Source organism: Micromonospora sp. AB353 (genome assembly GCF_049538395.1).
GTDB lineage: Bacteria > Actinomycetota > Actinomycetes > Mycobacteriales > Micromonosporaceae > Micromonospora > Micromonospora aurantiaca.
In genome coordinates, this window is record NZ_JBMVFV010000038.1 from 1 (window position 1) to 11913 (window position 11913).

At 72.8% G+C, this 11913-nt stretch carries 8 protein-coding genes, 1 pseudogene and 1 riboswitch; of the genes and pseudogenes, 5 read left to right on the forward strand and 4 right to left on the reverse strand.

Going from position 1 to position 11913, the window contains the following annotated elements:
- The 3 genes from ACPCK6_RS17060 to ACPCK6_RS17070 form a co-directional block, all read right to left on the reverse strand.
- Positions 1-1886 (reverse strand): DEAD/DEAH box helicase (locus ACPCK6_RS17060; RefSeq protein ID WP_423481608.1); only part of this gene is annotated, 1886 nt, incomplete at its 3' end.
- Positions 1887-2076: 190 nt separating this feature from the next.
- Positions 2077-3720, reverse strand: coding sequence for a hypothetical protein (locus ACPCK6_RS17065; protein WP_423481609.1), 1644 nt, complete (start codon positions 3718-3720; stop codon positions 2077-2079).
- 109 nt (positions 3721-3829) lie between these two features.
- A complete protein-coding gene (locus tag ACPCK6_RS17070) occupies positions 3830-5479 on the reverse strand; it encodes a C40 family peptidase (RefSeq protein WP_423481610.1) in 1650 nt (549 codons plus the stop codon).
- Between the two features lie 222 nt (positions 5480-5701).
- Here ACPCK6_RS17070 and mqnE point away from each other — a divergent pair, with 222 nt between their 5' ends.
- The 3 genes from mqnE to ACPCK6_RS17085 are packed head-to-tail and all read left to right on the forward strand — an operon-like array spanning position 5702 to position 7630.
- Positions 5702-6871, forward strand: coding sequence for an aminofutalosine synthase MqnE (mqnE, locus tag ACPCK6_RS17075; protein ID WP_018787841.1), 1170 nt, complete (start codon positions 5702-5704; stop codon positions 6869-6871).
- 7 nt (positions 6872-6878) lie between these two features.
- The gene (locus ACPCK6_RS17080; RefSeq protein ID WP_194802064.1) at positions 6879-7307 is read left to right on the forward strand and encodes a hypothetical protein; all 429 of its coding nucleotides are present in this window, start codon (positions 6879-6881) and stop codon (positions 7305-7307) included.
- Between the two features lie 26 nt (positions 7308-7333).
- Positions 7334-7630, forward strand: coding sequence for a DUF4229 domain-containing protein (locus tag ACPCK6_RS17085; RefSeq protein WP_194802063.1), 297 nt, complete (start codon positions 7334-7336; stop codon positions 7628-7630).
- Positions 7631-7720: 90 nt separating this feature from the next.
- On the opposite strand, the gene ACPCK6_RS17090 is transcribed toward ACPCK6_RS17085, so the two are convergent.
- Positions 7721-9061 (reverse strand): C39 family peptidase, encoded by a 1341-nt coding sequence (locus tag ACPCK6_RS17090; RefSeq protein ID WP_423481611.1) that lies wholly within the window; start codon positions 9059-9061, stop codon positions 7721-7723.
- 205 nt (positions 9062-9266) lie between these two features.
- On the opposite strand from ACPCK6_RS17090, the pseudogene ACPCK6_RS17095 reads away from it, so the two are divergent.
- Positions 9267-10586: pseudogene (locus ACPCK6_RS17095) on the forward strand (M14 family metallopeptidase); the annotation flags it as partial.
- A 120-nt stretch (positions 10587-10706) separates the two neighbouring features.
- Positions 10707-10800: riboswitch (cobalamin riboswitch) on the forward strand.
- 107 nt (positions 10801-10907) lie between these two features.
- Complete coding sequence (locus ACPCK6_RS17100) at positions 10908-11840, forward strand: ABC transporter substrate-binding protein (protein ID WP_423481612.1); 933 nt, start codon at positions 10908-10910, stop codon at positions 11838-11840.
- Positions 11841-11913: the final 73 nt, after the last annotated feature.

The following is an 11913-nucleotide window of genomic DNA, read 5'->3' on the forward strand; positions in this document are numbered from 1 at the left end:
CGCCCGCCGAAGCCGCGCCTGTCGTCCCGGCCCCGCCCCTCGGCCCGGAAGCCGCCCCGGCGCTCAGCCGGGCGGGCGTCGCCCCGGTCACCGAAACGCCGCTCGGCGTGCGGGCGGTCGTCCTGGCGCCGGTCACCGAAGCCGCGCGAGCCGCCCGGCCGGTCGTCGTACCGTCGCTCGTCCCGGTCGTACCCGCGTCCGGCCGCCGGCTGCTGCCGGTCGCCGTACGGCCGGTCGGCCCGCTCGCCGAAGCGCCGGTCGTCGCCGCGCTGGCCGTCGAAGCGCTGGCCGCGGTCGTCGGACCGCTGCTCGCCGAAGCTCCGGCCGTCGGACCGCCGGTCGCCGAAGCGCTCGCCCCGGTCGCCGAAACTCCGGTCGTCGCGACGCTCGGGCCGGTTGAAGCGGCGCTCACCGCCGGACCGCTCACCCGAGTAGCGCTCGCCCGCAGGCCGGTCACCGAAGCGGCGTTCGCCCGTGGGCCGGTCACCGAAGCGGCGCTCGCCCCGGCCGTCACGGTCGCCGAACCGGCGCTCGCCACGGTCGGAGAAGTCGCGTCCGCCACGGTCGGAGAAGCCGCGCCCGCCACGGTCGAAGCCCCGGCCGTCGCGGTCACCGAAGCGGCGCGAGCCGCCGCCGCGTCGCGGCTCCGGCTCGTCCCGCACCGGTACGCCGCTGGGCTCACGCGCGCCGGTCAGCTCGGCCAGCGCCTCGTCGCCCGCCCGGACCCGGGTCTCGGCCGGCTCGACGCCCGCCTTCTCCATCATGGCCAGCGTGGTGCGGCGCTGCTTAGGCAGCACCAGCGTCGCCACCGCGCCCGACTCGCCGGCCCGAGCCGTACGGCCGGCCCGGTGCAGGTAGTCCTTGGGGTCCTTCGGCGGGTCCACGTGCAGCACCAGCGAGACGCCGTCGACGTGGATGCCCCGGGCCGCCACGTCGGTCGCGACCAGCACCGGCGTCCGGCCCTCGCGGAACTCGGCGAGCGTCTTGGTGCGCATGCGCTGGGTCTTGCCGCCGTGCAGCCCACCGGCGCGTACGCCGACGGCCGCGAGCTGTTCGACGAGGCGGTCCACGCCGAGCTGCGTACGGGCGAACAGCATGGTGCGGCCCTCACGGGCGGCGATGGACGCGGCGACGGCGAACTTGTCGTGCGGCGGGATCAGCAGCAGGTGGTGATCCATCGTGGACACGGCGGCGGTGGCCGGTGCGGTCGAGTGGGTGACCGGGTCGGTCATGAACCGCTGGACGAGCGTGTCGACGTCGTTGTCCAGAGTGGCCGAGAACAGCAGCCGCTGGGCGTCCGCCGGAGTCTTCGCCAGCAACTGGGTGACCTCGGGCAGGAACCCCATGTCGGCCATCTGGTCGGCCTCGTCCAGCACGGTGATCTCGACGTCGTCGAGGCGGCACACGCCGCGCTCGATCAGGTCGCCGAGCCGGCCCGGGGTGGCCACGACGATCTCCACGCCGCGGCGCAGCGCGTCGATCTGCCTGTCGTACGGCACGCCGCCGACGGCGGTCTTCAGGAACAGCCCGACCGCCTTGCCGAGCGGCATGAGCGCGTCGTTGACCTGCATGGCCAGTTCACGGGTGGGGACCAGGACCAGGGCGCGCGGGTGCAGCGGCCGGGCCCGGTTGCGGTCGGCGAGCCGGGCGATCACCGGCAGGCCGAAGGCGAGCGTCTTGCCGGAGCCGGTCTGGCCCCGGCCGAGGACGTCGCGGCCCGCGAGCGAGTCGGGCAGGGTGGCCCGCTGGATCTCGAACGGGGTGGTGATGCCCTGCCGGGCGAGCGTCTCGACGACCTGCCGGGGCAGGCCGAGCGAGGCGAAGTCGACGGTCTCGGGCGTCGGGTCGACGGACGGGGACGTGCTGGGTTCAGCGAACGTGGTCAAGAAATACCTCTCGAGCGGGGCGCATCTTCGCGATGGCCCGCCGCGGCCTGTCACGCCGCCGAATCGCCCGCAAGATCGCCCATGGGCGCGCGCAGTCGGGCGCGCCAGGTCAGTGATCGCAGACAAGTGTACGGCGCATCGCCCACTCCGCCACGGCGACGCGAGAACGTAGTGGGCGGGCTCACCCCCGTCACTCGATGAGCATGGTCCCGGTCAGCCCGCTCAACGCGTCGTTGGCCAGGAAGACCACGAGCAGACTGATCGCGATCAACATGGTCAGCGCGACGGCCAGCACGATGAACACCTTCGTGTTGCCGCCCCGGGCCGTCGGCCCCTCCTCGGACCAGCCCTGGGCCAGGATGTGCCCGGTCAGCGACCCGGAGTTCTCCAGCGGGTTGCCCTGCGGGAACGACACGGTGGCGAACCCGGGCCCGTCGGTGCCGCCGTACGCGGTGGTGGCGAGATCCGGATCGGCGGGCTGTGGGCGTACCGGACGGGTGGTGTCGGCGTCGCGGGCGGGCGTGGCCGGCGGCGGCCACGTCGGCAGCGCCGGGGCCGGCACCACGGGCGGCGGTGGGTCCGACACGGGTGCGGCGGCCCACGACGGCGGCGCGGCGGCCGGCGGCGCGACGAGCGGCGCCGGCGGGGTCGGGACGGCGGCCCGCGCGGGCGGGAACACCGGGGTGGCGGGAGGTGCCGGGAACAGCGGCGCGGGCAGCGGGTCCGCCGCGCCGGTCATCGCCGGTGGCGGCGGGAACGGCGGCGCGGGCATCGGACCCGGTGGCGGCGGAGGCGGGGGTACGGGCGGACCCGGCGGCGGTACCGGCGGCCCGGGGATCGGCGGCACCGGGCCGGGCGTCGGCGTCGGCGGGGTGGGCGCGGGCGGCGCGGGCAGGGGCGGCGTGGGCCGCAGCGGCGGCTCCGGTTCGGGTACCGGCGGCGCCGGTGACGGCGGCGTCGGGCCCGGCACCGGGGTCGGCGCCGGCTCGGGTTCCGGGCCGTTCGGCGCCGGGGGTTGCGCGGGCTCCGGCGGCTGGACCGGCTCCGGCGGTTCCGGGTTGACCGGCCCGGCCCGGTAGACGGTGGCGGCGGCGGGCGGCGTGGCCACCACGGAGGCGGCGACCTCCTCGGCCGAGACGCGGCTCAGGCCGGGCACCGACGCGCTGGCCCGGGCGGGCGCGGATCCGGCCTGCTCGCCGCCCGTGGACGCGCCGGTGAGCGGGTCCGGGCGGTCGGCGGCGGAGGCCGGTGCCGCGTTCGGCGGAGACTCGACCGAACCGGCTGCCGGGGACGGGGAGTCGTCGGTCCCGTCCGCCTGCTCGGCCGGTGCGGTGTCGCGCTCCGGTGCGGCGTCGGCCGGTGCTGCCGCGTCCGCGGTTGCGGCGGCCGGCGCGGGCACGCGTGCGGAACCGGAGACGCGGGGTGCCGGGATGGCGGCCGGAGCACTGCCGGGCGTACCCGGGGAGGCGTCGCCGTCGGCCTCCGCGGTGGCGGGCGTGGGTGCCGTGCCGGCGGTCGGCTGAGGTGTCACCTGGCGTTCGCCCACGGCGAAGGCGGACCAACTGGACGGCGGCACGGTGGCGCCGGGCAGACGCCGGTCCAGCGGCGGTGGGGTCTCCGCCGGGGTGCCCGCCCGGTACGTCGTCGGTCCGGACTGCGGAATCGGCTGCGCGTCACCGGCAGGCGGCGGTACGGCCGCGCCGGCGACCGACACCCGCGCCCGCGCGACGGCTACCGGCGCGGCCGAACCACCGTCGTCGTCGCCGGCCGGTTCGGCGGGGTCGGGCGTCGGTCCCGGGTGGACCTTCTCCGCCGGAACGTCCTGCTCGCCCATCTCGCCCCTCCGCACCCACGCTCGCCTCCGGCCGTGGCGCCGACCGGACGTGCCTGGATCTCACCGTGCCACATTCCGGCCCGGGAACACAGCCGGAGTGGCGGTTGGGTCAGTCGGCGCTGCTGCTCGGGCTGGCGGAGCCGCTGCCGGACGTGCTGCTCGACGGGGCGACGCTGCTTCTCGACGGGGCGACGCTGCTGCTGCTCGGCGCGGCGCTGCTGGTGTCCGGCTCGGCGCTCGCGCTCTGGCTCGGCGTCGGGTCGGGCGAGTCGGTCGGGCTCGGCGGCGGTGTGGTCGGTGCCGGGCTGGACGTCGTCGGCTTCGGCGTCGGCGTGGTGGGCTTCGGCGTGGTCGGCGTCGGCTTGGGCGTGGTCGACGGCTTCGGGGTGGTGGGCGTCGGCTTCGGCGTGGTCGACGGCTTCGGCGTGGCCGGCACGGTGGGCGGCGGGGCGGGCGTGGCCGGGGCGGGAACCGCTCCGATCACCCGGGTCGCGGCGTAGAGCCGGGACCAGCGGACCACCGAGATCTTGACGACGTCGCCGGTCCGCGGCGCCTCCACCATCTTGCCGTTGCCGATGTACATGGCGACGTGGTGGACGCTTGTCCAGCTGCTGCTGGAGGCGAAGAACAGCAGGTCACCGGGGAGCAGGGCGGTCGGCGAGACGGTGCGGGACCGGGTGGCGAAGTACTGGTCCTTGGCGACGCGGGGCAGGCCCCGGTAGCCGGCCGCCTGGTAGGAGGCGAGCATCAGGCCGGAACAGTCGAACCGGTCCGGGCCCTCGGCCGCCCACAGGTAGGGGTCGCCGAGCTGGGCGAGGGCGTAGCGCACGGCGGCGAGCGCCCGCGGGTCCGCCACCAGGCCGTCGATGCTCTGGTCGACCACGTACGAGGTGCCGAGCCGTTGCTCGGCGGCGTCCGCCAGGCGCTCGATCTCCAGCAGCTTGGCCGCGTTCTCCTTGCGCAACGCGACGAGCGCGGTCTCCTGCTTGCGCAGGTCGGTCTCGGCGCGGGTGAACTCCGCGGCCTTCTCGCCGGCCCGGCGCTGAACCGACTCGTGTGCCTTCCGGGCGGCCTCCTCGGCGCTGGTGGCACGCAGGAGTTCGCCGGTCACCGACGTGGTGGCGCCCTCGGCCTTGTCGCCGCGGGTGATGCGCTGGAGGTTGGCGAAGTCGCGCAGGCTCGCGCCGAACTCGCCGGGCGGCAGCGCCGCGTCGGCCTTCACGGCGTCGGCGGCGGCGCTCTTGGCGTTTTCCTGGGCGCGGCGGAGCGCGTCCTGGGCCTCCTTGAGCCGGGCGGCGGACTGGGTCAGCTCGGTCTGCGCGGCGTCCCGCTCGGTCTTGATCCCGAGCAGCGCCTCACCGAGCTGGGTCACCCGGGCGTCGAGCTGGTTGATCTGCGCGATCAGCGGGCCGTCGGCCGGGTTGGTGACGCCTGTGGTGCCCGGCAGGCCGGTCGCGCCACCCGGGGTGGTGACGCCGGGCAGACCCGGGACGGTGCCGGGGAGGCCGGGAACGGTGCCCGGCACGCCGGGAACGCCGCGGACGGTGCCGGACGAGCCGGGCAGTTGCAGCGGGCCGGTGACCTGGGGCCGGGAACCGGTGTCGGGCACCACGTCGGGCAGCGGATCGGCCCAGGCGGGTGTGGCGAGCGCCGCGGCCGCGACCGCCCCCAGGAGGGCGGACCAGAGCGCCGGGCGCAGGATCGGTGAGATCACCGGCTGCCGTCCTCGTCGCCGTCGGGCCTTGGTGCTGTGAGCCATACCGCTCCCCGTCCGGTCTGGGGTCCGTCACGCGTGGTTGGGGCGTGTCGGGACAGGACGGCCCTGGTGTGTGTTCCGCCCCACCCTGTCTTACCTCACGGTTGCGACGATGTCGATGTGCGGAGCGTGACCACGGGTGAACCGGCACGCCCAGGTCGGCGGCCGGTCGGACCCGCGACGTACGCTCGATCGGGAACCCAGGTGGAAGGACGTGGCTTTCGGATGGACGCCGGACTCAAGCGCGAACTCGAGGCGAAGGTGTACGCGGGGGAGCGGCTGACCCGCGAGGACGGCATCGCCCTCTACGCCAGCGACGACCTGACCTGGCTGGGCCGGCTGGCCCACCACAGGCGTACCGAGCTCAACGGCGACCGGGTGATGTTCAACGTCAACCGGCACCTGAACCTGACGAACGTCTGCTCCGCGTCGTGCGCGTACTGCTCGTTCCAGCGCAAGCCGGGCGAGAAGGACGCCTACACGATGCGCATCGACGAGGCGGTCCGCAAGGCCAAGGAGATGGAGGACGAGCAGCTCACCGAGCTGCACATCGTCAACGGCCTGCACCCGACGCTGCCCTGGCGCTACTACCCGAAGGTGCTGCGCGAGCTGAAGGCCGCGCTGCCGAACGTCAACCTCAAGGCGTTCACCGCGACCGAGGTGCAGTGGTTCGAGAAGATCAGCGGGCTCACCGCCGACGCGATCCTCGACGAGCTGATGGACGCCGGCCTGGAGTCGCTCACCGGCGGCGGCGCGGAGATCTTCGACTGGGAGGTCCGGCAGCACATCGTCGACCACAACTGCCACTGGGAGGACTGGTCGCGCATCCACCGGCTGGCCCACTCGAAGGGCATGAAGACGCCGTCGACGATGCTCTACGGCCACATCGAGGAGCCCCGGCACCGGGTCGACCACGTGCTGCGGCTGCGTGAGCTGCAGGACGAGACCGGCGGTTTCCAGGTGTTCATCCCGCTGCGCTACCAGCACGACTTCGTCGACTCGGCGGACGGCAAGATCCGTAACCGGATCCAGGCCCGGACCACGATGGCCTCGCCGGCCGAGTCGCTCAAGACGTTCGCGGTCTCCCGGCTGCTGTTCGACAACGTGCCGCACGTGAAGTGCTTCTGGGTCATGCACGGGCTGTCGGTCGCGCAGCTCTCGCTGAACTTCGGTGTCGACGACCTGGACGGCTCGGTCGTGGAATACAAGATCACCCACGACGCCGACTCGTACGGCACGCCGAACACCATGCACCGCGACGACCTGCTGCACATGATCTGGGACGCCGGCTTCCGTCCGGTCGAGCGGAACACCCGCTACGAGATCGTCCGCGAGTACGACGGCCCGCCGTCGCTGGCGGAGCGCCGGTCCGAGCCGCAGCAGGTCTGGGCCTGACCTGGCGATGAGCGACGAGGAACAGCAGCGCGGCTTCCCCCGGCGCGACGCCGAGGGCCGCATCCTCACCCTCGGTGACCTGCTCGGGGTGAGCCTGGCCGGCCTGGTCATCGGGGTGCTGGCGCTGCTGGTCTTCGAGTGGGCGTTCGCCACAGTGGGCGACAGCGGCTTCGGGGGTACGAACGGCTGGCTCGCGGTGATCCTGCCGCTCTGGCTGTTCTGGGACGAGTTCCGGGCCTGGGAGTTCGGCGCCGCCCGGGTGGTGGCCGCGCTGGCCGGTCTCGGGCTCGGCATCGTCGCCGGTCTGCTGGCCGCGGGCCTGGCCTCCGGGCTGCCCGCGCTGTTCACCGGCGCGCTGGCCGCGGCGGTGTTCACCGTGGTCTACGCCGTCATCTGGTTTCATGGCGTGCACTGGCTGGCCCGGCGTACGGGCTGAGGCACGGAGAGAGTGGGAATGCGGGAATGAGCGCGGCGGTCAAGTACACGCTGGGCCGGGTCGGGCTGTTCGTCGCCGTGCTGGCAGCCCTCTGGTTCGTCGAGATGAACATGTTCCTGCGGCTGATGGTGGCGCTGATCTCCTCCGCCGCGCTGTCGTTCTTCCTGTTGCGCAACTGGCGGGACGAGATGGCCGGGGAGATGGCGGAGGCGTCGGAGCGGCGTCGCGCGGAGAAGGACCGGCTGCGCTCGGCGCTCGCCGGTGACGACGAGCCGGGCACCGCGCCGGCCACCGAGCCGGACGCCGAGCGCCGCGACGGCTGAGCGGACGAACGAGGGGCCCGGCGCCGGACACGGCACCGGGCCCCTCGTCGTCACCGGCCGGCCGAACCGTTCACCGGCCGGCCGGGCCGTTCACCAGTTGGTCGAGCCCGGGACGACCGGCCACGGCCGGTCGGCCGGCTTGATCAGGTACGCGATGCCGCCGGAGCCGGAGGCCACCGTGCCGTTGGCCCGGTAGCGCTTGGTGCGCAGCCAGATCTGCTCGAACTGCTCCCGCTTGTAGACGTTGCGGACCGCGTCGTTCGACGAGGACGCCGGGTCGTTGACGATCACGTCACCGTCGGCGGTGAAGCCGACGATCACGAACAGGTGCCCGGAGGTGCCGTAGTTGGCGCCGTCCAGCTCGCTGGCGAGGAACGACTGCGAGGTCACCACCGGGATGCCCGCCTTGATGAACCGCTCCGCCTCGTCCAGCGAGTGCAGCCGCGTGACCCGCGCCTCCAGGCCGGGGAAGCTCGCCGCGTACGCGGTGTTGAACGGCCAGTTGCCGGCGCCCTCGTACTCGTAGTCGTAGGTCATCCGGGCGGCGTGGTCGACGGTCGGGTCGGGGTAGGAGGGGTCGACCCAGGAGGTGTCCTCGGCCGAGGGCTTGCGGCCCCAGTACTCGACCACCATCTCCGTCGAGGTGGGTGAGCACCACGCCTCGCCGCCGCCGTCGTACTCGGGGTACTCGCCGATGTGGACGTTCTGCGAGTAGCGCGGTACGGCCAGCTCGGTGCCCCGGGCGATGCCGCCCCGGCTCGGCGTGACGGTGAACCGGTCCGGCACGTTCGACGCCATCGCGCCGAGCATCCGGACCTGCGGCGCGGCTGCCTGGCCGGGCGCGCGGTAGAGCGTCAGCCGCAACTGGTACGAGCGCAGCAGCACCCCGGCGTCGGCGTCGTCGACCGAGAACGTGTCGGTCCAGATGCTCGACCACGGGTCGCCCTGGCCGTCCAGCGTGGAGCGCTTGATGTCCTGGTCGCCGGAGGCCCAGCGGCCCATGACGTACCAGGGGGTCTGTGCCCCGGTGTTGTACGTGCCGTGCAGCTCGACCTGGATCCAGGTGCCGGCCGGGGTGGCGGCGTTCCACGACGCGACCATCTCGGTGGCGTCGAAGCCGATCCGCCGCTCGGGTGAGGTCCAGGTGGCGTACTCCCAGGTACGGGTCGTGCCGGTGTGTTCGTCGGTGAACTCGGTGGTGCCCGCCGGGCGGGCGATGGTCAGCGCCGGGTGGCGCCCCGGTACGGCGCGGGTGCCCTGGTGGGTGCCGGTACGCCAGTCGGGGAAGCGGGAGAACTCCTGGAAGGTGATCTGTTCGTCGTGCGTGACGCCCGGTCGCGGGGCTTGTGCCTGGACCGGTGCGCTGGTGCCGAGGAGGGTGAGCGCGGTGAGGCCGGCGAGGGCGGCCGCGCGCATGGGTCGTCCGAACATGGCAGCTCCACAGGGAGACGGCATCGTTGCCGTTCACTGTCGCGCTTGGCGGGAAGTTTCGCCAGATGTTCAGGCATAGAAAATCATTGCCGAAGTGACGATCAGGTCGGGATGACCGAAGGCAAAGACAGATATTGATATGACCATGTGTCTCCTGGTGGAGTGTGCGGACAACGGGATCTCCCGTACCCCCAGGAGGTTGTCCATGGCCTTCCGCGCCTCTCCGCTCCGCCGCCGGCTGGCGCTCGCCGCCGCCGTCGGCCTCACCATCGTCGCCGCGGCCGCAGCCCCCGCCGTCGCCCGACCCGCACCGGAAGGCTCCGGCGAGCCGACCACAGTCGCCTACCGGGTGCTCGGCCCGCGTACGGCGGCCGACCGCACCGCGGTCGCCTCCACCGGTGCCGCGATCGACTACTCCGAGCACGGCGTGCTGCACGTCACGGCGACCAAGGCCGAGGCCAACGCGATCACCCGGCTCGGATTCCGGCTCGAGAAGGACGTCGTGCCGGAGCACGACCACGCCGACGGGGGCATGACCGCCAACGCGTTCCCGCCCGCCGACTCGAACTACCACGACTACGCCGAGCTGACAGCGGTGGTGAACAAGGTGGTAGCCGACCACCCGACCGTCGCCCGGAAGCTGAGCATCGGCACGTCGTACCAGGGCCGGGACCTGATGGCGGTGAAGATCTCCGACAACGTCGCCACCGACGAGGCCGAGCCGGAGATCCTGTTCAACGCCCAGCAGCACGCCCGTGAGCACCTGACCGTCGAGATGGCGATCTACCTGCTCAACCTCTTCACCGACAACTACGGCAGCGACTCCCGGATCACCAACATCGTCAACACCCGGGAGATCTGGATCGTCCCCACCGTCAACCCGGACGGCAGCGAGTACGACATCGCCACCGGCTCGTACCGCTCCTGGCGCAAGAACCGGCAGCCCAACAGCGGTTCCACAGCCATCGGCACCGACCTGAACCGCAACTGGAGCTACCAGTGGGGCTGCTGCGGCGGCTCGTCCGGCACCAAGTCGTCGGACACCTACCGGGGCCCGTCCGCCTTCTCCGCACCGGAGACCGCGGCGCTGCGCAACTTCGTCAACAGCCGGGTCGTCGGCGGAGTGCAGCAGATCAAGGCGAACATCGACTTCCACACCTACTCGCAGCTGGTGCTCTGGCCGTACGGATACACGTACAGCAACACCGCCACCGGGATGAACGCCGACCAGTACAACACCTTCGCCACCATCGGGCGGCAGATGGCGGCGACGAACAACTACACCCCGGAACAGTCGAGCGACCTCTACATCGCCGACGGCACCAGCATCGACTGGATGTGGGGCGCCCACAAGATCTGGGCGTACACCTTCGAGATGTACCCCGGCTCGGCCTCCGGCGGCGGTTTCTACCCGCCGGACGAGGTGATCCCGGCGCAGACCTCACGCAACCGGGAGGCCGTGCTGATCCTGTCCGAGTACGCCGACTGCCCGTACCGGGCGATCGGCAAGCAGAGCCAGTACTGCTGACCTCACCACCGGGCGGGAACCCCGGTTCCACCCCCGCCGGGGTTCCCGCCCACCCCGCCCGTCCGGACGATCTCCGCTGGTCGTGCGCTACCGTGGCACCGACCGTGCCACAGCGAAGCCGGTGCGAAACCGGCGCTGTCCCGCAACTGTGATGCCCCGTACGGTCGGCGCCGGCCTCCCGCCGGCGCCGACGGACGTGGGACGAGCCAGGTCGCCTGCGGCCCGGTCGCGACACGCGCTCTCGAGGAAGGGCGCCTCGCGGACGGGCCTTTCCCCCTGTCGGCGAAGCACCACACTCCTCGACCGACAGGAGGCCCCATGTCCCGACGTACCCCCCGGCTCTTCGCCACCGCGCTCGCGGCCGGCGTGCTGCTCCTCGGCGGCTGCGCCGAGAAGACCTCGACCGACACCCCCGCCGCCGGCGGCTCCGGCGGCGCGTTCCCGGCCACCGTCGGCAAGCTGACGCTGGAGAAGCGGCCCGAGAAGATCGTCTCGCTCTCGCCGACCTCCACCGAGATGCTCTTCGCCATCGGCGCCGGCAAGCAGGTCACCGCCGTCGACGACCAGTCGAACTACCCGGCCGAGGCGCCCCGCACCGACCTGTCCGGCTACCAGCCGAACGCCGAGGCGGTCGCCTCCCGCAACCCCGACCTGGTGGTGATCTCGGACAACCTCAACAAGATCGCCGACCAGCTCGTCGCGCTGAAGATCCCGGTCCTGCAGATCCCCGCCGCGGCCACGCTCGACGACACGTACCGGCAGCTCACCGACCTGGGCACGCTCACCGGCCACCGGTCCGAGGCGGACGCCGTCGTGCAGAAGATGAAGGACGACATCACCGCGCTGACCAAGGATCTGCCGAAGCGTACGGAGAAGCCGACCTACTTCCACGAGCTGGGCCCGGAGCTGTACAGCGCGACCAGCAAGACCTTCATCGGCAGCATCTACGCGCTCGCCGGCCTGGAGAACATCGCCGACGCGTCCGACGCCGACGGGAAGAACGGCGGCTACCCGCAGCTCTCCCAGGAGGTCATCGTCAAGGCGAACCCCGACTTCGTCTTCCTCTCCGACACCAAGTGCTGCAAGCAGAACGCCGACACGGTGAAGGCGCGCAGCGGCTGGTCCGGCATCAACGCCGTGAAGAACAACCAGATCGTGGAGCTGGACGACGACATCGCCTCGCGCTGGGGCCCGCGCGTGGTCGACCTGCTCAAGGTGATCGTCGACGCCACCGCCAAGGTCCCGGCCTGACCGTGGCCCTACGACAGGCGGACTCCGCCCCTCGCCCGGCCGGGACGCCCGACGCGCCCCGGCCGGGTGCCCG

What these genes read in the sequence shown, in the direction of transcription:
- ACPCK6_RS17065 (WP_423481609.1), bottom strand. Translation starts at nt 3,720, where the DNA reads ATGGGCGAGCAGGACGTTCCGGCGGAGAAGGTCCACCCGGGACCGACG.
- ACPCK6_RS17070 (WP_423481610.1), bottom strand. Translation starts at nt 5,479, where the DNA reads ATGGCTCACAGCACCAAGGCCCGACGGCGACGAGGACGGCAGCCGGTG.
- mqnE (WP_018787841.1), top strand. Translation starts at nt 5,702, where the DNA reads ATGGACGCCGGACTCAAGCGCGAACTCGAGGCGAAGGTGTACGCGGGG.
- ACPCK6_RS17080 (WP_194802064.1), top strand. Translation starts at nt 6,879, where the DNA reads ATGAGCGACGAGGAACAGCAGCGCGGCTTCCCCCGGCGCGACGCCGAG.
- ACPCK6_RS17085 (WP_194802063.1), top strand. Translation starts at nt 7,334, where the DNA reads ATGAGCGCGGCGGTCAAGTACACGCTGGGCCGGGTCGGGCTGTTCGTC.
- ACPCK6_RS17090 (WP_423481611.1), bottom strand. Translation starts at nt 9,061, where the DNA reads ATGTTCGGACGACCCATGCGCGCGGCCGCCCTCGCCGGCCTCACCGCG.
- ACPCK6_RS17100 (WP_423481612.1), top strand. Translation starts at nt 10,908, where the DNA reads ATGTCCCGACGTACCCCCCGGCTCTTCGCCACCGCGCTCGCGGCCGGC.